Annotated in this window: 20 protein-coding genes and 1 pseudogene; 14 read left to right on the top strand and 7 right to left on the bottom strand. The window is 67.6% G+C overall.

What is annotated here, in order from left to right; translation table 11 throughout:
- The first annotated feature begins 476 nt into the window (after window positions 1-476).
- The 4 genes from ACIREI_RS09655 (at window position 477) to ACIREI_RS09640 (ending at window position 3,222) form a co-directional block, all read left to right on the top strand.
- Window positions 477-2,012, top strand: a complete 1,536-nt coding sequence (locus tag ACIREI_RS09655) for an alanine/glycine:cation symporter family protein (protein ID WP_403329594.1) — start codon at window positions 477-479, stop codon at window positions 2,010-2,012.
- A gap of 472 nt (window positions 2,013-2,484) precedes the next feature.
- Complete coding sequence (locus ACIREI_RS09650; protein WP_403329591.1) at window positions 2,485-2,652, top strand: hypothetical protein; 168 nt, start codon at window positions 2,485-2,487, stop codon at window positions 2,650-2,652.
- Between the two features lie 40 nt (window positions 2,653-2,692).
- A complete protein-coding gene (locus ACIREI_RS09645) occupies window positions 2,693-2,989 on the top strand; it encodes a hypothetical protein (RefSeq protein WP_403329588.1) in 297 nt (98 codons plus the stop codon).
- Complete coding sequence (locus ACIREI_RS09640) at window positions 2,986-3,222, top strand: hypothetical protein (protein ID WP_403329586.1); 237 nt, start codon at window positions 2,986-2,988, stop codon at window positions 3,220-3,222. The genes ACIREI_RS09645 and ACIREI_RS09640 overlap by 4 nt, the downstream gene beginning before the upstream one ends.
- A gap of 122 nt (window positions 3,223-3,344) precedes the next feature.
- Here ACIREI_RS09640 and ACIREI_RS09635 read toward each other — a convergent pair.
- Window positions 3,345-4,281, bottom strand: a pseudogene (locus ACIREI_RS09635) (PP2C family protein-serine/threonine phosphatase).
- A 983-nt stretch (window positions 4,282-5,264) separates the two neighbouring features.
- On the opposite strand from ACIREI_RS09635, the gene ACIREI_RS09630 reads away from it, so the two are divergent.
- The 4 genes from ACIREI_RS09630 (at window position 5,265) to ACIREI_RS09615 (ending at window position 8,892) form a co-directional block, all read left to right on the top strand.
- Window positions 5,265-6,740, top strand: coding sequence for a SulP family inorganic anion transporter (locus tag ACIREI_RS09630; RefSeq protein ID WP_403329583.1), 1,476 nt, complete (start codon window positions 5,265-5,267; stop codon window positions 6,738-6,740).
- A gap of 227 nt (window positions 6,741-6,967) precedes the next feature.
- On the top strand, window positions 6,968-8,041 hold the full coding sequence (locus ACIREI_RS09625) for a TerC family protein (protein ID WP_403329580.1): 1,074 nt from the start codon (window positions 6,968-6,970) through the stop codon (window positions 8,039-8,041).
- Between the two features lie 103 nt (window positions 8,042-8,144).
- Window positions 8,145-8,381 (top strand): hypothetical protein, encoded by a 237-nt coding sequence (locus ACIREI_RS09620; protein WP_403329577.1) that lies wholly within the window; start codon window positions 8,145-8,147, stop codon window positions 8,379-8,381.
- A 118-nt stretch (window positions 8,382-8,499) separates the two neighbouring features.
- Entirely contained in the window at window positions 8,500-8,892 is a 393-nt protein-coding gene (locus tag ACIREI_RS09615; RefSeq protein WP_403329574.1) for a hypothetical protein, read from the top strand.
- Window positions 8,893-8,969: 77 nt separating this feature from the next.
- Here the strand turns inward: ACIREI_RS09615 and ACIREI_RS09610 are convergent, their stop codons facing one another.
- The 4 genes from ACIREI_RS09610 to ACIREI_RS09595 all read right to left on the bottom strand — a co-directional run bounded on the left by ACIREI_RS09610 (window position 8,970) and on the right by ACIREI_RS09595 (window position 12,435).
- The gene (locus ACIREI_RS09610; protein ID WP_403329571.1) at window positions 8,970-10,103 is read right to left on the bottom strand and encodes a site-2 protease family protein; all 1,134 of its coding nucleotides are present in this window, start codon (window positions 10,101-10,103) and stop codon (window positions 8,970-8,972) included.
- Window positions 10,104-10,252: 149 nt separating this feature from the next.
- Window positions 10,253-11,539, bottom strand: coding sequence for a Na+/H+ antiporter NhaA (nhaA, locus tag ACIREI_RS09605; RefSeq protein WP_403329569.1), 1,287 nt, complete (start codon window positions 11,537-11,539; stop codon window positions 10,253-10,255).
- Between the two features lie 49 nt (window positions 11,540-11,588).
- Entirely contained in the window at window positions 11,589-12,047 is a 459-nt protein-coding gene (locus ACIREI_RS09600; RefSeq protein ID WP_403329567.1) for a CBS domain-containing protein, read from the bottom strand.
- On the bottom strand, window positions 12,034-12,435 hold the full coding sequence (locus ACIREI_RS09595; protein WP_403329565.1) for a DUF3040 domain-containing protein: 402 nt from the start codon (window positions 12,433-12,435) through the stop codon (window positions 12,034-12,036). The genes ACIREI_RS09600 and ACIREI_RS09595 overlap by 14 nt, the downstream gene beginning before the upstream one ends.
- A 780-nt stretch (window positions 12,436-13,215) precedes the next feature.
- On the opposite strand from ACIREI_RS09595, the gene ACIREI_RS09590 reads away from it, so the two are divergent.
- From ACIREI_RS09590 to ACIREI_RS09565, 6 genes are all read left to right on the top strand, one after another.
- Window positions 13,216-14,304 (top strand): PucR family transcriptional regulator, encoded by a 1,089-nt coding sequence (locus tag ACIREI_RS09590; protein ID WP_403329562.1) that lies wholly within the window; start codon window positions 13,216-13,218, stop codon window positions 14,302-14,304.
- 185 nt (window positions 14,305-14,489) lie between these two features.
- Window positions 14,490-15,008 (top strand): hypothetical protein, encoded by a 519-nt coding sequence (locus ACIREI_RS09585; protein WP_403329559.1) that lies wholly within the window; start codon window positions 14,490-14,492, stop codon window positions 15,006-15,008.
- A gap of 29 nt (window positions 15,009-15,037) precedes the next feature.
- Complete coding sequence (locus ACIREI_RS09580) at window positions 15,038-15,211, top strand: hypothetical protein (RefSeq protein ID WP_403329556.1); 174 nt, start codon at window positions 15,038-15,040, stop codon at window positions 15,209-15,211.
- Between the two features lie 13 nt (window positions 15,212-15,224).
- Entirely contained in the window at window positions 15,225-16,298 is a 1,074-nt protein-coding gene (locus ACIREI_RS09575) for a hypothetical protein (RefSeq protein ID WP_403329553.1), read from the top strand.
- 363 nt (window positions 16,299-16,661) lie between these two features.
- Entirely contained in the window at window positions 16,662-17,402 is a 741-nt protein-coding gene (locus ACIREI_RS09570) for a hypothetical protein (RefSeq protein WP_403329551.1), read from the top strand.
- Between the two features lie 227 nt (window positions 17,403-17,629).
- The gene (locus ACIREI_RS09565; RefSeq protein WP_403330863.1) at window positions 17,630-18,676 is read left to right on the top strand and encodes a PucR family transcriptional regulator; all 1,047 of its coding nucleotides are present in this window, start codon (window positions 17,630-17,632) and stop codon (window positions 18,674-18,676) included.
- A gap of 1,025 nt (window positions 18,677-19,701) precedes the next feature.
- Here ACIREI_RS09565 and ACIREI_RS09560 read toward each other — a convergent pair.
- Together ACIREI_RS09560 and ACIREI_RS09555 are read right to left on the bottom strand one after the other, a co-directional pair.
- On the bottom strand, window positions 19,702-21,000 hold the full coding sequence (locus tag ACIREI_RS09560) for an SLC13 family permease (RefSeq protein WP_403329548.1): 1,299 nt from the start codon (window positions 20,998-21,000) through the stop codon (window positions 19,702-19,704).
- Window positions 20,997-21,155 (bottom strand): hypothetical protein, encoded by a 159-nt coding sequence (locus ACIREI_RS09555; RefSeq protein WP_403329546.1) that lies wholly within the window; start codon window positions 21,153-21,155, stop codon window positions 20,997-20,999. Before ACIREI_RS09555 ends, ACIREI_RS09560 begins: the two co-directional genes overlap by 4 nt.
- Window positions 21,156-21,172 lie beyond the last annotated feature (17 nt).

Here is a 21,172-nt window from a genome sequence, read left to right as displayed (position 1 = left end):
TGCGGCGAACGGCGCGCTGGCGATGGTCTCCCAGCGCCCCGCTGCCCAGGCCGGCCGACGTCCAACAGCCCAGAGGCAGCTGCGCTGCGCGCCTTCGACATCCATTTGCCCCATGGAGACGGTGACAGAGCAGCGTGCAGCTATAGATGTCCGTTGAACGGATCTCGGTCGCCGGATAACGGTCCGATATCGCTCGCTGGCATTTTCGGGGATTACTGACGGTCATGTGATTTGGGTCACTAAAGAGTCAGTAAAGGCCGTGGTAGAACTACGCAACTCCGCAGGTGGCGCCATCCCACGCCGCTGTGCGGAGCAGTCGGTATGCACCGGCAGTTCCGACCAGGATGATCACGGTCCGCGTCCATGGACCGCGTGCCCTCAGTCACCGAATGGACACCGTTGTCCGTTCGGAGACCGCTCATCAACCGGCGGCACCGATCCCCGTGTCCCGGTCCCGCGCCAGCGAGGTAGCCACAGTGTCACTCGACTCCGTCACCCAGTCCGTAGACGAAGCTGTCAGCGATTTCTTCGAGCCCATAGCCGAGTGGCTGGAGAACGTCGTCTTCTACGCCGTTCCCGTCGGCGGAACGGAACTGCCACTCATCGTCGCCTGGCTCGTCGTAGCCGGCCTGGTCTTCACCGGCTGGTTCGGGTTCGTGCAGCTGCGTAAGTTCAGACTCGCGGTCGACGTGGTGCGCGGGAAGTACGACGAGAAGGGGTCGGCCGGTGAGGTCAACCACTTCCAGGCGCTGACCGCCGCCGTCTCCGGCACGGTCGGCCTGGGCAACATCGCCGGTGTGGCCGTCGCCGTCTCCTGGGGCGGCCCCGGCGCCACGTTCTGGATGATCCTGTGCGGCTTGCTCGGCATGGCCACCAAGTTCGTCGAGGTGACCCTCGGTGTGAAGTACCGCGAGGTGCACGCCGACGGCACCGTCTCCGGCGGCCCGATGCACTACCTGCCCAAGGGCCTCAAGGACCGGTTCGGCAGCAACGGCGCCAAGCTGGGCAAGGTGCTCGCCGTCTTCGCCTCGATCATGATCCTCTTCTTCGGCCTGTTCGGCGGCAACCTCTTCCAGACCAACCAGAGCTACGCGCAGATCTCCTCGACCTTCGGCGGCGATGACGGCTTCCTGGCCTCCTCCGCCGGTGCCGTCCTCTTCGGCCTGGTCGTCTCCGCGCTGGTCGGTCTCGTGTTGCTCGGCGGCATCCGCTCCATCGCCTCGGTCACCAGCCGGCTGGTGCCCGCGATGGCCGGCATCTACATCGTGGCCTGCCTCGTCGTCATCCTGGGCAACGTCACTCAAGTGCCGGACGCCTTCCAGGAGATCCTGCAGGGCGCCTTCGAGGCCGACGGCGTCGCCGGCGGTGTGCTCGGTGCCCTGATCGTCGGCTTCCAGCGCGCCGCGTTCTCCAACGAGGCCGGCCTGGGCTCCGCCCCGATCGCCCACTCCGCGGTCAAGACCAACCACCCCGCGAGCGAGGGTCTGGTCGCCCTGCTGGAGCCGTTCATCGACACGGTCGTCATCTGCACCATGACCGCGCTGACCATCGTCATCGCCAACCCGGCCAGCTGGGGCGATGCCCGCGAGGGCAAGGAGATCGGCGGCGTCACCATCACCTCCGACGCCTTCGAGACCGTACTGCCCTGGTTCCCGGCCGTGCTCACCGTCGCGGTACTGCTGTTCGCCTTCTCCACGATCCTGACCTGGGGCTACTACGGCCTCAAGGCCTGGTCGTACCTGTTCGGCAACAGCAAGACCAGCGAGACCGTCTTCAAGGCCGTCTGGAGCCTGTTCGTGGTCCTGGGCGCCCTGATGTCCCTCGACTCGCTGATCAGCCTCGGCGACTCCGCGCTCTTCCTGCTGTCGGTCTTCAACATCATCGGCCTGTACCTCCTCGCCCCGGTCGTCAAGCGCGAGCTCAACTCCTTCCTGGAGTTCGTCCGAGCCCGCAAGGCCGGCGAGATCGCCGACGGCGACGATGACCAGGAGTCGGTGAAGACCACCGTCTGACCGCCCCCGCGGCCCGGCTCCTGAACGGGCCCGTGCTCACCTCGCGCCTTGGTGAGCACGGGCCCGTTCGCCATGCCAGTGGGAGGGATCGGCCCTGCGCTGACCAGTACTTGTCCGTCTGTCGGCGTTGGTTTCGGTCCACTCAGCAGGCAGCGACCGGGAGCAGCCGGAACGTGAACCGGCCGCGAACGGTCGCCCTCCACTTGCCCACCACCGGCATCGGCGGTGGCTCCCGGGCAGGGTGGGTGGTGTCGATGGCCACCGCATCGCTACGCAGGCCGGGCAGCAGTCGGCGGCAGTGGCGTTCGCGAAAGACCTCCCGGCGATGGCCGTCGCGGCCACTCGGCCGGCCACATACAGGACTCGCCGCAATGGCCCGGGTGCTCGCCAACGGAGCCCGCAGCGCCATCTCGTGCACCAGGCCGCACACTGCCTTTGGCGTCCTACTTCCGCCCATACGATGAGGAACGCTATGCCCGAAGGACGCATCGGCACTGCAGTGACGGCAATCGGTGCCGTGCTCACGGCGGCCGGGACAGCCATGTACGTCTCGCCCGGCCCCGGCTTTCCCGTCCTGGTCATTGGCCTTGGCACACTGACGGCCGGACTGATCATGGCTGTCGCCGGCCACCGCAGCTGACCCCACCGCCCTGCCTCGACGAAAGAGCGTTCGCAACCCGATGATCTGGCACTGGATCGGCCTCGCCGTCTCCTCCCTCACCCTGCTTCCGGCCGGGCTGGCACTGCTCACAGGGCAGATACCGCACCGCCTGCAGGTCCGTCTTGCGCCAGCCCGACCGCGCGGATGGGCCTTGCTCTGCCTGTGGGCAGCAGCCCCGCTCAACACGATCCCTCGCCTTGCCGACGCCCCGCCCTCGGTCACCTTGGCAGCAACGGCGACGGCCGGCGCGGTAGCGGTGGCCGGATGCGCGCTGGCGGCGGCTGCCGCGCTACGGACCTCGAAGGTCGCGCCGTGACGGACACGCGTCGTTGGCGGCGCTTCGTCTGGTCGGTTACCGCCTGGTGGATGCTGCTGGCCCTGGCCTTGTGGCTCCTGGGCAAGGTCCTGGAACAGCCTGCCTCCCTCGTGGCGTGCGCGGCCTCCGCCGCGCTGTTGGTCGCCATTGGGGAGGTCGGCGACGGGCTACGCCGACGCCGCAGCACCCGTTATTCCACCCGGGGGCGCCGTCGGCATCCCCCGAGTCACTGACCGGGCCGGGCCACGTATCTCCCGTGGCCCCACTACTCACCGGATAGCGGCAGACGGGATGGCAAGCTGATGCTTTCGCGGTGGTGGTAGCCCTGATCAGTCTCGGCCCGAGGCGGGTCACGTCAACGGTAGCGGAGCAGCAGCATGGTGGCGTCGTCGTGGAGGGGACCGTCAACATGCTGGAGCAGGTCCTGCCGCAGGGTCTCCAGCGCCGTTTCCGAGTCACGTTCCTTCAGCAGGTGTGCGCGTTCGGCGAGCGGATGGAAGCGGCCTGTGCAGTCGCGGGCCTCAGTGACTCCGTCTGTGTACAGCAGCAGTTGGTCACCTGGGAGGAAGTCCGTGTGGAACGGCTCCGGTTCTGCCGCGCCGTGAGCGCTGAGTCCCAACGGCAGCGCGTAAGAAGGGGGCTCGGGCAGCGCCACAGTTCCGTCGGCGCGGATCAACAGGGGTGCGGGATGGCCGTAGTTGAGGAACGTGACCTCGCGATCCCTCACCTCGGCGAGGATCGCGGTGACGGACTTCTCGCCGTCCAACTGCCGCGTGACGGACCGTTCCAGTCTGCGCCCCACCTGCGTCAAGTCCGTCTCGTCCAGGGCCGATTCGCGAAAGGCCCCGAGGGCCAGGGCAGCGGTCTCCACCGCTTCCAGCCACTTGCCCTGTACGTCGCCCACGATCACCCGCACGCCCTGCGGTGCGGCGACCACTTCGTACAGGTCGCCTCCGATGCGGGCCTCGGCCACGGCGGACATGTACGAGACGGCCGCACGTAGTTGTCCGGCCAGGTGGGGCACCGGTTTGAGCACCACCCGTCGGGCCGCCTCGGCGATCGAACGGACACTTTCCAGCTCCGCTTCCCGAGGGTCATGTAGCCGCGCCGCGCGTGAACAGGTTGTCGTACAGGCTCAGTCCGACGCAGAGCAGCAATGCGATCACTCCGATGCACACTGTGCGCCGCCAGTCGCCCACCAGTGGGGCGAAGGCCGGTCCCACCGCCACCAACGGCAGGAAACCCACGGTCGGACCGACGGCAACGTCGACCGCCGCGACCGTGCCCATCATGGCGAAGGGTAGGACGGACAGCACCCTCAACTGGCGGTTCTTCGCGGACACGTTGTCTCCGGTACCGGGGCGGCCTGTGCGTCCGGGTCGTGGGTCGGGACTGCCCGCCGTACCCTTCCCCCTCAGGCCTCCGACCGGGCGAGATTCTCCTGATCCATCCCCGCAGATGGGGACAGAGCGGGCCTGCGGAAGGGAAATCAGTGCCCATCTCCTGGGACATTGCCGAAAAGAAGGACCGCCCGGGCCCCGACTGCTGCGTGGTGCTCCACTGGTGGTCCGGGTGCAAGTTGAGCAGGATGTGGAGGGCCTCGCGTCCCAGCCCCTCCCGCTGCCGCGAATCACTGATCCAGATGTCGAGGATCCGGCCTGTGCGGCACTCGGGGCAGACTCGGAAACGCAGCCGCCCGACCACATTCTGTCCGCCGGCGAAGAGAACGATCTCAACGAGCCGGTCCGGGCGCCGAGGAGGGGAAGCCGACGAAGAGCCGGCGCTCCGGCGCTGCGGAAGGCGACTGTCGTAGCAAATACGTGTCATGACCTCTAACGGCTGCACCACCGGATGCTGGCATGCACGCCTTCGCCACACCATGTCCTTGCCGCGGGTACAGGTTGCAGCACCTTCTCGGCGCACCAGACTTCCTCCCTCGACACCTACTTGAGGTGTGTGCGGCCCACGATCACGACTGACGAGGGCACTCCGGCCGGAGGTGCGCGGAGCGACCGGTGAACGTCCACGTCAGTTCGAGCGCGTCGCACTGGGAGCCGGCTGTCTGTCCTCGGTGGCCACTGATCGCGTAACAGAGTTCAAGTGCGCCGACGATGATTGCTGATGAAACGTCAGCAAATCCCATATGGAGAGCTTTGGTCTTGCCTTTATGCAATCCATACGGCATCTTTACGGGCGGAGCGCCGGGAAGCCTGGTCGGCAACACGCCCCCCGATGGGGGGCGCGTTCAGTGTGCCGTCGACCGAAGTAGGGGCTGATGTTCCAGCGCATCGCACGCGAGATTCTTTCCGGCCTGACCGTTGCCATCGTGGCTTTGCCGCTGGCCATAGCCTTCGGCATCACGGCAACCGGCACTTCCGAGGGTGCGCTGGTCGGACTGTACGGCGCGATCTTCGCCGGATTCTTCGCAGCAGTGTTTGGTGGTACGCCCGCCCAGGTGACCGGCCCCACCGGCCCCATCACCGTGGTCGCCACCGGGGTGATCGCCGCACACGGGCTCGAGGGGGCGTTCCTCGCGTTCATCATGGCCGGCGGGTTCCAGATCCTGTTCGGGCTGTGCAGGCTCGGATCGTTCATCCGCTACATACCCCACCCCGTGGTGTCGGGTTTCATGGGCGGCATCGCACTGATCATCATCCTGGGCGAACTGGACCAGGTGCAGAGCAGCTTCCTTGTGGTGGCGGGCACGATCCTGCTCATGCTCGTAGCCACGCGAGTGATCAGATCGATTCCGGCGAGTCTGATCGCGCTCGTGGTCATGACCTTGGCCTTGCGACTCACGGACTCGCTGCTGCAGGACGTGCGCGTCGGACCGGTCCCGCTCAACACGGCGATCGACTACATAGGGAAGATCCCGGAGTCGATACCCTCGATCACCGTCCCTGACGTCGGTGGGTCGGTGCTCCTCACTCTCGTTCTGCCCGCGCTCAGCATCGCCCTGCTGGGCTCCATCGACTCGCTGCTGACCTCGGTCGTCATGGACAACATCACCGGCAACCGGCATCGCAGCAACAAGGAGCTGATCGGCCAGGGAATCGGCAACGCCGTCAGTGGACTGTTCGGCGGCCTGGCCAGCGCCGGCGCGACCGTCAGGTCCGTGGTCAATGTCAGAAGCGGCGGCCGCACCGCGCTCTCGGCGGCCACCCACAGCGTCATTCTCCTTGCCCTCGTGGTCGGCCTCGGGGCCGTCGTGCAATACATTCCCCTCGCGGTGCTGTCCGGGATCCTGATCCTGACCGCGGTCGGCATGTTCGACTGGGAGAGCCTGCGCAAGGCGCATGTCTCCCCGAGGGGCGACGTTGTGGTGATGTTCGCGACCATGATCATCACTGTCCTCGTCGACCTGACCGTGGCGGTCGCCGTCGGCGTCGCCCTCGCGCTCATGGTCCACGTCATGAAGTCGCGCCGGCGGAAAGCCTCGGTCGTCCATGACGGGTCCGACAACTACCGCATCGACGGGCCGCTGTCGTTCCTGTCCGTTGACCACGTCTTCACCACCCTTCGCGGCGACCGGTCGCACCTGTCCCTGAGCCTGAAGGACGTGACCTACGTGGACATGTCCGGGGCGATGGCGTTGCTGACCTTCATCGACCACTCGCACCAGTCCGGCGTCAACCTCGGCATCAAGGACCTGCCTCCGCATGTCGAGACCAGGCTGATCGCGCTCGCGAACAAGGAACAACGCGACAAGCTCGAGAACGTCGTCGAAGACCGCCTGACTGGGCTCCGCTAGGGCCTGTCCGACGTGGCGAATCCTGCGGGGAAGCTCTCTCCCCGGGCACCTGACCTTCCGTAAGTGGTGGGCCTCTACAGCGCCCGGTATCCGATCTCCGGCGCGGTCTTCGTCCTCAGCGCCGAGGGATCACCGAGCGTGCACCTGGACCGGGGAGACAACCGCCCTCGCATGCTCCAGACTCGGAAGAAGGCTGCTGGTCGATCACGCTTCAAGGGGTCCGACCTGTGCATGACGTGCCGTTCTGGCTGTGGATGGTGTTCGCCGTCACCGTGCTCGTGTCGTTGGCGGTCGATCTGCTCGCGCACCGGGAGGCACACGTCATCGGCTTCCGGGAGGCCACCGCCTGGAGCGGGGTCTGGGTGGGACTCGCGATCATCTTCGGCGCCGTCGTCTTCCTCGTGGTCGGGACGACCGCCGGGGTGGAGTACACCACCGCGTGGCTGCTGGAGAAGAGCCTGTCGGTCGACAACCTCTTCGTCTTCGCGCTGATCTTCGGCTACTTCAAGGTGCCCCGCGCCTACCAGCACCGCGTACTGTTTCTCGGAGTTCTCGGCGCCCTGATCTTCCGCGGTATCTTCCTCGCCGCAGGTGTGGCCGTGGTCAGCCGCTTCACCGCCGTCCTCTTCGCCTTCGCCGCCGTCCTCTTCTACAGCACGTACAAGATCCTCAAAGAGGAAGACGACAGCTTCGACCCCGGCAAGAGCATCGCCGTCAAGCTCCTCCGTAAGATCATCCCCGTACGGGACGACTACGCGGGTACTCACTTCTTCGTCAAGGAAGCCGGGAAACGCGTTGCCACCCCCCTGCTCGCCGTCGTTGCCGCCATCGAGGCCGCCGACCTCGTCTTCGCCGTCGACAGTGTGCCCGCAGTGCTGGCCGTCAGCAGCGACGCCTTCATCGTCTACACCAGCAACGCCTTCGCCATCCTCGGCCTGCGCGCCCTGTACTTCATGCTCGCCGGCCTGCTCGACCGCTTCCACTACCTGAGCAAGGGCCTGGCGCTCATCCTCGCCTTCATCGGCGTCAAACTCATCCTGCAGGCGTCCCACAAAACGATCAGCACCGCCGTCCCCGAAATCCCCTCGCTTCTCAGCCTCGCCGTCATCGCCACCGTCCTGGCCGTCTCTGTCGGGCTCAGCATGCTGCTCCCCCCGCCATCCAGTCATGCCGACGGCCGACCCCAAGCGGACAACGGCTTGCCCATCGGCTCCACTCCCGCAGAGCACTCCTCTCGCGAAACCGATCCGGAGCCGCCGACCGGTGCACAGAACGCCGCCGAACCGCCTGATGACAGGTGACCTCCGGGCGGAGGTGCTGCCGTCGGCGAGAGCCGGGTGCAGTGCCGGACTACCCAGACAAAAGGATCCCAAAATACCCTAAAAGGACAGTAAAATGCCGGTTATGAACAGCGAGCAGAAGCGTGGAGTGACATCGCCGTCCGGACATGTCTGCCGCTCGTGCAAGCAGCCGGTGGAAACCGTGGTGGAACGGCACAAGACCATGGGCATCTTCGTGCCCGTCTGGACCGCAGGCCCCTGCCACAACCCACACTGCGAGCAGTACGTGCCGCAACAGGTGCCGGTCAGCTCGGCGCGCAGCGTCACCTCGAAGAACCCGGCCGGGCGGACACGTCCTTGAACGATGCTCCTGCCCCGTCTGGGTTGGGACGGTCCGAGGCCGTCTGGGTCGAACCGCCACCGAGGTCGGCTGCGGCGCCCGGCGGTCATTGAGTCTCGGTGACGTCAGGAGGTGCTTCATGGCCAGCAGCCAGCGCTTCCACCTCGATCGGGACGGGCATTCGGTCTCGGTTCAGACGGGCGGGGCGTCGGGCGTCGTCGAGCTCCTCGTCGACGGGAAAGTCGTGGCTTCGCAGCGGCGGCGCCGCAGGGACGCCATGGTGCTGGCCGTAGAACTGCCCAGCGACCCGCCGCGGCCGTTCTCCGTCCACGTCGACTGGTCGACAGGGACCGGGGGCCGGCCCGTGTGCATGTGGGAGATCGATGGCACCCGCGACCTCATCCCCGTTGCGCCGCTCGTCGCTCGACAGGTGTCCTCCCGGGCGGACGGCACTACTGCCCTGCATCCCCTGCGCGGGCTGTGCAGGCTCGCACGCCGATGCCTTCGGCACCTCCGTGCGCACCGTCGATGAGCAACACGGGGGCAAGGCGCCGCGCCGACCGGTCCCTGCCCGCCGCCGTCGCGGAGTCTCGCCACCCCTTGCGGCTGTCAGTGGTTCTCCTTGCCGCGGAGCGTATGGCGCTGGACGATCCGTGAGACATCACGTGTGGTGACGATGCCCACCACATGCTGCCCTTCGGTGACGAGGATGGGCAGGCCGGTGCCCGGGGAGAGCCGTTCGAGCACGTCGTGCAGGAAGTCGTCCGGTGCGCAGGTGGTGCACCGCGCCCATGGCGTCGCCACCTCGCGTACGCGCAGCGCCTCCCGCTGCGGCGCGGGCATCCGCGCGAGCCGCGGGAGGTGGAGCACACCGCTGGGGCGCCCCTCGAAGTCGGTCAGGACCAGGGTCGAGTGCCGGGTTCGCAAGGCCACCTCATCGACGCAGCGCTGCACGGTCAGCCAGTCCGGGTACGTCTCCACGGGACTCGACATGGCCTCCGCCGCGCGCATTCCGCGCAGAGCCGGGGCCAGCCGGGCGCGCTGGTGTTCCGCACTGGCGACGATCAGGACGAAGAAGCCGATGACCGCCAGCCACAGACCGGCCAGGCCGCCTCGCATCACGGCGATCCCTCCGCCGGCGATCAACAGGATCCCGAGGGCCTGCCCGGCACGTGCGGCCGCTCGCTCGGCACGGTCACGGTCCCCGGTACGCCACCACACCAGCGCCAGCACCACCCGTCCACCGTCGAGCGGCGCGGCCGGCAGCAGGTTGAACACGCACAGGACGAGATTCACCCAGCCGAGCCAGAGCAGCACGGCTGCGGGCACTGCCGCCCAGTCGGCCACGCCGTCGAGCCCGATGCCCGCGCCGAGGGCCGCGGCACCGATGACCAGGCTGGCGAACGGCCCGCTCACGGCTACCCAGAAAGCTCCTCCGGCTGTGCGTGGCCGGCCCATGTCGGTGATCCCGCCCAGGGCCCACAGCGTGATGCTCTGGACCTTGATGTCCCTCCTGCGGGCGGTGACCGCGTGGGCGGCCTCGTGGGCCAAGAGGCTGGCGAGGAGCAGCACGGCACCGGCCAGGCCGGCAATGGTGTACGTGGCGTTCGACTGGTCCGGAGCCGTGGCCGGGAGCGTCTGACTGCCCAGGCTGTAGCCGAAGAGCATCACCAGCAGGGGCACGGTCCAGTGGATGCGCAGCGGCACCCCGAGAACGCGTCCCATGCGTACCGAACTGTTCATGGCCTTCTCCTGCGAACCGGGCGGACACCACTCCGTCGGAGCCGATGCGCCGGGCTGTGCGGGATCGGACCAGCAGGGTGACTGCCCACTGCAAGTGTCACTCGCCGAGGGCGAGGGCCGACGGGTGTCGCCGTCCTGAACATGGGCGGTCACCTCTCCTGATCGATGTCGGGGACACCGTCGGCGTTGGCGTCGAGGTTCTCCTCCTCGTACAGCCGTCGGTACTTGTTGTTCCGCAGCCGCAGCAGCACACAGGCCAGGAGCGCGGAAGCCAGCGAGCCGAGGAGGACGCCGGCCTTGATCTGCTCAAGGTCCGCTGGGTCGGGGTAGGCGAGTTCGCCGATGAGCAGTGAGACGGTGAAGCCGATGCCGGCCAGCATGGCCACGGCCAGCACATCGGCCCAGGCGAGGTCCGGGCTGAGCCGGGCCCGGGTGAAGCGCACGGCGAGGTAGGAGCCGCCGAAGACGCCGAGGACTTTGCCGGCGGCCAGACCCACGGCCACGCCCAGCGGTTCCGGTTCACTGACCACCGCCCCCGGCGTGTCGCCGGTGACGCTGACGCCGGCCGCGAACAGCGCGAACAACGGGACGGCCACTCCGGCGGAGACCGGGCGGACCAGGTGCGCGATCTGTTCGGCCGGGCGTCGGCCTCTCTCGCCGTCCTTCGCCACGCGCAGCAGCAGCCCCATGGCGACCCCGGCCACCGTGGCGTGTACGCCGCTGTTGTACATCAGTCCCCAGATGACCAGGGCGAGTGGCAGGTACCAGTACCAGCCGTGCACGCGTCGTTGGTCGTGCAGGTGGAAGAAAAGCCACAGGCCGAGGACGGCGCCGATGAGGGCGGCGAAGTTGATCGTCGACGTGTAGAAGAGAGCGATGACGACGATGGCACCGAGATCGTCGGCTACCGCAAGCGTCAGCAGGAAGGCACGCAGCGCGGAGGGCAGATGGGTGTCGATCACCGCCAGGACGCCCAGGGCGAAGGCGATATCGGTGGCCATGGGGACGGCCCAGCCGTTCCAGGTGCCGCCCAGGCCGGTCGAGACAAGGCCGTAGACCAGGGCCGGTATCGCCATGCCACTGACCGCCGCGATCACGGGCAATGCCGCTGTTCCCGGGCGGCGCAGCTCGCCGACCACCAGCTCGCGTTTGAGTTCCGCCCCGGCGACGAAGAAGAAGATCGACAGGAGTCCGTCGGCTGCCCAGTGGGCCACCGAAAGGTTCAGCCCCAGGGCCCCGATGCCGAAGTGGAAGTCCCGTACGGACTCGTACGCCTCGCTCAACGGAGTGTTGGCCCACACCAGCGCCACCGCGGCCGCAGCGAGCAGCACCACCCCGCCGACCGTTTCGGTGCGCAGGGCGTCCGCCACGAACGTCCGCTCAGGCAGCGGCAGACGGCCGAGGAAGGTGCGGTTGTTGCGGTTGCGTCCGAGCATCGAGCCGGCCTTTCGGTGACCGGGAACGCGTTCCCGGGTCGGCGGGCCATCACCTATGAAGGAGCTGTCTCAGCAGGTGGGCGGCAGTGATGACGCCGAGGAGACGGCCTTGGCCTGTGGCGCCTTGCTCGATCACCGCGATGAGGGGGCTTCGGGTGCGCGCCATCAGTTCCGCAAGTTCCATGGCGGTGCAGTCGGGAGCGGCGGTGGGAAGCAACGGCCTGCCCACCGGGAGGCAGTCGACGAGCTTGCGCCCAGCGACCGCCTGGCACAGATGATCAGCATGCTGTTCGTCGATCACTTCAGCGAGTACGGGATCCTCACGGATGTAGCCGGGCACCAGCGCCCTGATCAGGTCGCAGGCGGGCACAGCCGCGTAGGGCTGCCCGGCGGAGTCGACCACCAGCAGCCCGGGCAGATCGTGCTCGACAAGGACTCCGACCGCCTCCAGGGCCTCAGCTTCCTTGTCGATGGTGATGTATGCCTGCGCGAGATCACGTGCGCGCATGAGGTTCCCCCTTCGGAGGCTCGGGGTTTCGTCGCCCTTGCCGGGCGGGCGCTGCTCCACGGCTCGCCCCGGGACCGGGGCTCCTGCGCTGCGAGTGACCAGTCACGGCTGGAAGTCGGCCGTTCGGCGGTCCGTGATTGTCGTCGGCAGGGCGCGACGGGGCAGTGAGGATCGCTGTGAGGAGGAGGCCCACCACCGCGACGATGACGAAGGCGATGCCTGCTTTCCACCGCCAGTCAAACCGCCTGCCGCTGGCGTCGTCACATCCCTCGATGTCCTTGCGCTGGTCGGGGAATTGGTGGTTCAGCGCGTCCATCAGTGCGGCCAGTTCGGGGTCGTCCCGGGAGAGGTGCCGTTCCATCTCCGCGAGGATGCGCCGGTCGTCCATGGGAGGGTTCATGCCGATCACCTGTGTCCTGGGGACAGGGACTCGTCCGCGGAGCGCACGGTCGCTCGACGGGATTGGTCTGCGCAGCACCTCCATCGATGGCGGGGAAGATGCGGGTGGAGTTCCGCTCGCTGGAGGTCTCGGCCATGGCGGAGAGGAGGCGCAGGTGCATGGGCGCGGCGTGCCGTCGAGGCGTTGCGCTGCGTCCGCGAGTCTCTGGGCGGCTGTCTCGAACATGCCCTTGGCCTGGATGACCTCGGCGCGCCGGTCGCGCTCGGCCTCTGCCTGACGGGCCATGGGCTGGTGTCCATCTCGACCAGGAGCGCCTCGTGCTCGTCCCGCTCGGCGGTGCGCAGTCCTGCCTTGAGGTGACCGGCGACGACCGGCGTGATGGTGTCGTCGATCCGCCTCGTGAGACCGTCGGTGACGACTGCGCCGCGGACACAGAGGGGGTGGCGAGCAGGCAGCCCAATACCGCCAGGAGGATCTGGATGATCCTCCTGGCGCCGAGGTGTCAAGACGGTGTCGGGGCACAACGCAGTACCCCCTGTTCGAATGGCTCTCCACTCGGGCGTTTTACTCACCCATTACCCGCGGGGATCACCTGGACGCCTGCGGGGCGGGCGCAAACACGGCCGTCTCGACCCGTCGTACTTTGCCAACCCTCGGCAAAATGGGAGTATGCCGACGGGAAAGCCTCTCCGAGATCCGCGTCCGGCGACACCGGGAGCCACGGTGCCCGTCCCGGTTGCCGCAGCCGACGCGGAGGGCATGTTCTCGATGGCGGACATGGACCGCCATGCGAAGCAGCTGGTCGGCACCTCTCTCAAGAAGCGGCGACTTACCGAAGGGGAACTTGAGGCACTTCGGTGGCTGGCCGGCGCGGCGGCACGCCACGGAACGGCCCTTCGGTCCCTGGTCGCCGAATACCTCGACTCAGCCTGCCACGCCTGGACCGACCTCACGGCCTCCGGGCGGGCTCGCGAATTCGACGACGTCATGGAAGTCGCCTCGGCCTTGATCAGATCGATCGGCGACGCGACCATGGCGCTCACCGAAGGCTACGAAACCGCTCAACGGGCAACCATCCGAGGCGAAGAAGCGATGCGGCGGGAGTTCGTCGACGACCTCCTCGACGGCCGAACCGACCTCGGGCGCCTTGCCGAGCGGGCCGAACGGTTCGGACTGCGGCTGGTCGGGCCGCACAGCGTGGCGGTCGCCCGGGCAGGCAACCCCTTCGATGCGGGCGACGACACCACCCGCTATGTCGAAGAGGCTCTGGCCGCCCGGTTCAGTACGCAGGACGTACTGATCACTACCAAAGACAGCCTGCTCGTGTGTGTGTCGCCCGGCGCGGTGCCGGATGTTGCGGACTTCTTCGCCACCGCAGTACGCCAAGCTGTCGACGAGCAGTACAGGATCGCCGTCAGCCGCCCCCGACCCGGTCCCAGCGGCATCGTCCGCTCCTACCAGGAGGCACGGAGCACCCTCGATCTCGCCACTCAGCTCTGCCTGACCGCCACGTGCGTGCACGCTTCCGACCTGCTCGTCTTCCAGGTCCTCGGCAGGGACCGCGCCGCCATCACCGACCTGGTGGCCACCGTCCTCGGCGGCCTCGAGGGTGCACGCGGCGGGCCCAAGACACTGTTGGAAACCCTGACCGCGTTCTTTGCCAGCGGCTGCCTGAACACCACCACGGCACGCCGGCTCGGGGTGAGCGTCCGCACTGTCACCTACCGGCTCGGACGCATCCGCCAACTCACCGGCCACGACCCCACCGACCCCGACCAGCGGTACATCCTGCAAACCGCCGCACTGGGCGCCCGCCTCCTGGACTGGCCCTCCCGGCCCCTGCAGCCTTCCGACTGATCCTGCCCATCCCCGATGGGTACAGGCCTGAGGATGCCCCAGAGGGGACCCGGGTGAAGTCATGCTCACGTCAGCTTCACATGTCTCCAGTGGATCGCGGCTCGTACGGATGGATAGGCTCCGTTGGAAGATCACATTTGACGCGATGCCCGTAGCGGGCATCCCATCGGCCACGGGGGTAGCCAGTGAGTTCCGATTTCGACGACATACGTCCGGTGTCCGCGCCGACCACCGGGCCGGATCCACGCATATCCGCGCCGACCGCGTCCGCCAACGGCGTGGACCTGCGCACGGTGTACCAGATGCCGGCCCCGCCCGCGCAGGCCGATGTGCGCGACTTCGATCCCGCGCCAGATGCCGGCAGCGATCCCGGCTTCAACTACGACGGCACACAGACCACTTCGGCGGCGGAGGGTGACGCGGTAAGCGGCCATCGCATCGCCGCTCCCAGCAATCCCACCGACGTGCGCGACCTGGACCCCGCGCCGCGCGCGACCACGGGAGGCGGCCAGGACAGCGGTGGCATCCAGCTCATGTCGGCCGGGGGGCGGCTCCGGCGGCGTGCAGACGAACGGCATGTCCGGCGTGCAGGTCCGCCGCGCTCAACCGAGCAGGTCAGGCGTCCACGGAAGTGGCGAGCGTCGTACACAGCCACGGACGCGTCGGCAGCGATGAGCGCATGTGGGGTGCGGTCGGCGCCCTGAGCGGCGATCTGTGGGGCGGACAACTGGGCGTGGAGCTCAGCAAAACGATGGAGAGCTGGGACAAGCAGGCCACGAAGCTGAAGAAGCTCTGCCAGGAGATCGGCACGCGGTGCACCACGACCGCGGGGAACTACACGCGCACGGAGTCGGCGAACGAGCAGGAGATGTACGCCGTCCGCAGCTCCCTTTCCGACTTCGGCTGACAGGACCCGCCCAGTGATCGCCTACGAACAGCTCTACCACCTCGACACTGACGGCATCCAGAGCGCCGTCGACTCCTGGAGCGAGTACATCCGCCGTTACGACTCCATGGACGAGGCCTACGACCAGCAGGTCGTCAAGAACTTCGACCAGGCCGGCTGGACCAGCCTGGACGGCACGGCGGCCCTGTACGCACGGACCCAGGTCGTCATGGCGAACAAGGAGTTCACCGATGCGGTGACCGAGGCCAAGGGCATCCGCGCCGTCCTCCAGGACGCCTACGACGAGCTGAAGAAGTACAAGAACCGCCTGCACCAGCTCACACAGGACGCCAAGAAGGACAACATCACCATCAGCGCCACCGGCAAGGTGTCGCTGACCAACCCCGACCCGGACGGCGACGAACCGCTCATCCCGGGCGGTGGGTTGATCCCGGACGCGCCCTCCGTCAACCGGGTCAAGATCGAGTTCTGGGAGGCGAGGATCGCGGTCATCCTCACGGCCGCCGACAACGCCGACATCTCCGCGTCGCACGCCCTGCGGCGCAACACCGGCAAGGGCGGCGACGAGGGCTTCAACGACAAGACCGTCAAGTCCGTCGACCAGGACGAGTCGCAGCGCGCGTCCAGGCTGCTGCAGAAGTACGAGCAGGGCGAGAAGCTCTCCCCGGCCGAACTCAACGAGCTCGACCGGCTGATGAGCCACAACCAGAAGGACCCCGAGTTCAGCCGGATGCTCCTCAAGGACCTCGGTCCCGAGGGCACCCTGCGCCTGGCTCAGGACCTGGAGCACGAACGGGGCGGCGACGGCCAGAACAAGGACAGGTACAACAACATCCAGCACGCCCTCGCCAACAACATCGCCACCGCCAACCAGGACAAGGAATTCTCCGACCAGTGGCGCAAGGACATGCGCGCACTCGGCACCGAGCGAACCGGCGACGACGGCTCCCAGCCCTACGGCTACCAGACGCTGACCACCCTGCTGAAGCACGGTGACACCGCCGACTACCCGCCGCGGCTCACCCACGGCCTGACCGACGACATCATCGCGGCCGAGAAGAAGCACCCGGACCTGTGGAACGAGTAAGTCCGTCAACGACCTTCAGTTCGACATGCGCAACGACCACACCACCGGCGAGAAGCTGGCCAACGACGCGATCGGCCGATGAACGACAACATGCCACCCCAAACAGCCCGCTCACGCCGGACACGTCTCTTCGCAGCGACAGCAGGCGCTCTCGTCCTGATCGGCGGCGGAGCGGTCGGCTATACCCTCATCGCGCGCGAGGACACGTCGGACTGTGACGGCCTGCTGTCCGATACCGCCGTCCAACGCTCCCTCGGCTCCGCGTACCGAGAGGGGCTGGATTGCCGCACCCTGGGCACTGCGATACGTGATGCCGCGACCGGCTCGACTCCGGGACGGCACACGCTCGCTGAAGCACGTGCCATGCAGGCCACCCTTGCCGCGGTCAGCGGGGACATCGAGCGACGCCGGGAAGCCGCCATCGCCTCCGACCTGCGCGCCCCACTCGCGGCGGCTCTGGTGGACTACGCCCAGGACACCCAGGAGATACTCAACGGCGTCAACGGCGAGTACACGGACCGAGAAGACAGCGCGCCGTGGCAGGACGGCGCGACCGTCCGCATGTCGGCCCGCCTCGACGACCTCGTCAACGTATTGCGCGCAGTGTCCGAGGACCCCGCCGCGTACGCCGACCTGCGAGCCGCACATGTCCGTCAGTGCACCACACGCCTCGCAGACGTCCCCGCGCACGCCACTGGAGCCGATGACACCTGGCCGGCGCGTAGCTGCGCCGCCGGCCTCGGCTACTACGACGGCATCGCCGACGACATCCCAGAGTCACATGCCGAACAATGGCGCTCGGACGTACTGCGGCGTCTCAAGGACACCGCCGACAGCCCGCCGCCCTACAAGGTGAACCCCGCACAGCACATCGTGGGCCGGTGGCAACAGGAGGTCGTCGAGCAGGTCGATGCGGACCGAACTCTGTTCCTCCAGAACGACAGCACCCGGATCATCGACATCTGGGGCACCGCACGGGGTGAAGACATCGACTCCAAGAAGACGAACGCCCTGCAACAGAAGACGGCGAACGACGCCAACACCAGCCTCGTGGAGACCGAGGAAGCTCTGCGGTGCACCAGAAGCCCGACGGAGTGCGGGTAGGCGGCGGTGATGGCCCTGCGCATCCAGACTCTCCGAGCGGCCCGCGAACGTCACGTGGTGTGAGGTGCGGGTGTTGAGCAAGTAGCTCGGGACCGTTGGCAACAGTGATGCCCTGTCCGGTACCCGGTGCGCTCATCTGTCCGGGGTCTGCCAGTCTTGTCAACCGCGCGTGAAGAAGACGTCATCAGCGCATCAGGATCAGGGGAGGGCGCGTGACAGGGCCGGAGATGTCCGATGAGTACTGGGAGGGGTACGCCCGGATGCTGACCGACGTGTGTACGACGGGCCGTCGGCTCGCCCGGGACGAGTTGGAGTCCCTGCGCGCTGAGGGGGAACGCGCCGCAGAGGGCGGCCACGGACTGCGTGCCCTCGTGCGCCGCCATCTGGCCGCGGCCCGTGAGGTATGGCCATCCCTCCCCGAGCCGGGAACCGATCGGGCCCTCGCAGCGGTCGAGCAGGCGATCGATGCCTTCGCGGAAGGCCATGAGCGGGCGCAGAAGCTCGCCGTACGCCAGGAGGAGGCCGCCCGCCGGGAGTTCATCGACGACCTCCTCTACGGCCGCAGCGACCTCGGCCGCCTCGCCGAGCGTGCCGAGCGCTTCGGCCTGCTGCTGTCCCGGGCCCACGCGGTCGCCGTGGCGCAGAGCGACGTCCCGGTCGACGACACCCACCCGGCGACCCGGCACGTGGAGAGCGCCTTGGTTGCCCGCTTCGGCGAGCGGCGCATCCTGCTCACCACCAAGGACGGGCGGCTGATCTGCATTGCGCCCGGTGACCAGGACGACGTCCTCACGTTCTTCGCCAAACAGGCCCACGCGGCCACCGATGGCGGCCGGGTCGCCATCGGCCGTCCTCATCCCGGCGCCGGCGGCGTCGTCCACTCCTACGAGGAAGCCCTCAACGCCCTGGACCTGGCAGACCGTCTGGACCTGGATGAACCCGTGCTGCGTTCCGCCGACCTTCTCGTCTATCCCGTCCTGACCCGTGACCGGCAGGCCATGGCCGACCTCGTACGCAACACCCTCGGACCGCTCCAGGCCGCCCGCGGCGGAGCCCGGCCGCTCGTGGACACATTGACCATCTACTTCGACTCCGGCTGTGTGAGTGCCGAGGCCGCCCGCCGCCTGAACCTGAGCGTGCGCGCCATGACGTACCGCCTCGAACGCATCCACAAGCTCACCGGCGCCGACCCGGCCGACCCCGTGCACCGCTACACCCTGCAGACCGCGGTGATCGGCGCCAGGCTCCTCGGCTGGCCGGAGAGCGACGTGTGATCCGACAGTCGGCCGTTCTCGCTTTCGGCGTGGACAGGACCGTGCATCCTCGGTGCCAGCAGCGATTTGGCCATGCCAGGGCCATCGTGTCACGGAGGCAGACACGGGAGGGTGTCGTTTCTACTCTGGAGTACATGAGACGGCGCCACAGACACCGTGCCTCGGTAACTCTCCCTCATTCGACGGCTGTTGACGCCGTGCGTGATCGAACATGGCCTCGCGAACTGCGTAGTGCGGTTGTCAGCGGGGTACTGCTGTTCATTGCCCTGTCGTTGCTCGGCCTGAGTCTGATGGAACCCACCGTCGGGCACTTCGTGTGGTGGTCGGTGGCGAGCAGTTGGCTCTTCCTCGTTCTGACGCCGCCCCGGATCAGCGCGGCGCGCCACGGACTGGAAGCACGGGGTCTCTTCGCCCACTACCGTGTGCGCGTGGACTGCTTGACGACGGTCCACATGTCCGAGGGTGTGTCGCAGCGTCTGGTGCTGCGTGACACAGAGGGCGGACGCCTCGCACTGGACCCAAGGGTTCTGGCCGCCAACCCACTGCTGTGGCACGAGCTCGATCAGGGAGCCCGTTGCTCCGTCGTGAGGGGAACGTTGGTCTGCGGTTCGGATGTCCTTGAGCGGCTGGGACATCGCATCGACAACGCAGTGTGCCAGGGGATCTTGGAGGCATCTGGCCTGAAGAGGGCGCCACAGCACAGGAGTTGGTGGCAACAGCACTGAGCGGCTCATTCTCTGCTGGTCGCCATGTCCACCATGTAAGCAACGACTGCGCCTGCGAGTACGGCCCATCCCACAGCGGCGTACCCGGCGGCGTGCCAGCCTGCGGCACAGATGACACCCGCTGTCACCACGCCCGAGCCGACGGCTCGGGGATTGGCAGCGAACGCCCAATGCCGGCGTGCGCTTCCCGGGTGACGGATTTCCACCAGCGCTGTCCTGATCACCAGTATGGCGATCAGGATCACTGGTGCCGCCATAGACGGTTCCGTACGAACACCTCCTTCCGCGTTCCCGGCCAGGTCAGGCGAGGGCGAAGTACCGCAGCCATACGTAGATCAGGGCCAGGGCCACGGTCACTGCGGTCACCACGAGGCCGTACTTGGTGAACTGCCAGAACGAGATGGGCTGGCGGTTGCGTTCGGCGATGCCCAGGACGACGACATTGGCGCTGGCGCCGATGGCGGTGGCGTTGCCGCCGAGGTCGGCGCCGAGGGCCAGGGCCCACCAGAGGGTGTGACCGCTGCCGCCGTTCATGTTCTGGACCAGGTCGCTGGTGATGGGGGCCATCGTGGCGACGTAGGGGATGTTGTCGACGATGCCGGAGAGGACCGCGGAGGCGCTCAGCAGGGTCATGGAACCGCCGAGCTCGTTGTCGCCGATCGCGTCGGCCAGAGTCTTCGAGATCTCGCTGATCACGCCGGTCTCGATCAGGCCGCCGATCATGACGAACAGGCCGGCGAAGAAGGCGAGGGTGGGCCACTCGACCTCCTTCAGGACATCGCCGGTCTCGACAGTGGAGATCGCGACGAGGAGCCCGGCGCCGAGCAGGGCGACGACGCTGGGCTCGTAGTGCAGCACCGGATGCAGAACGAAACCGGCGACCACCAGCGCCAGCACGCTCAGGCCCTGGATCAGCAGGCGCGGGTCGTGGATCGCCTCGCGTTCCTCCAGTGCCATGATCTCGGCAGCTCGGCCCTTGTCGTACACGAACGTCTGGCGGAACATCACCCGGCACAGTGCGATGAGCACGATCACCAGCACCGCGACCAGCGGGGCGAGGTGGACCAGGAAGTCGTTGAAGGTCAGGCCGGCCCGGCTGGCGATGATGATGTTGGGCGGGTCGCCGACCAGGGTGGCGGTGCCGCCGATGTTGGAGGCGAGGACCTCGGCGATGAGGAACGGGGCGGCCGGCAGGGCGAGGCGTTCGCAGACCAGGAAGGTGACCGGCGCGATCAGCAGCACGGTGGTGACGTTGTCGAGCAGCGCAGAGGCCACCGCGGTGATGACGACGAGCATGGCCATCACCCGGAAGGGCTTGGCCCTGGCCCGCTTCACGGACCAGATGGCCAGGTACTCGAACATACCGGTCCGCTTCAGCACGCCGACGATCACCATCATGCCCAGCAGCAGGAAGATGACGTTCCAGTCGACGCCGCTGTGCTCGGAGTAGAAGGCCGACTTGTCGTCGGTGGCTCCGATCGCCAGCATCAGACCCGCGCCGCCGAGCGCGACGGCGACGCGGTGGATCTTCTCGCTGATGATCAGGGCGTACGCGCCGACGAAGACGACGACCGCTGCCCAGCTGTGCCAGTCGTTCACGATCCTCCGACGAAGTGCTCCAGCAGGATGTCCGCGGTGACCGCGCCGATCAGTCTGGTCGTGTCGCCGTCGCGTTCGATCACGGCGACCACCGGGCAGTCCTTGCGCGCCATGAGCGCGGCCATGTGCATGGGGGAGACGTCCGGCCCGACCACGCCTGGGGTGAGCCTGT

This window comes from Streptomyces sp. NPDC093591 (assembly GCF_044764885.1).
Classification (GTDB): Bacteria; Actinomycetota; Actinomycetes; order Streptomycetales; family Streptomycetaceae; genus Streptomyces.
This window is presented reverse-complemented; position numbering and strand designations above follow the sequence as displayed.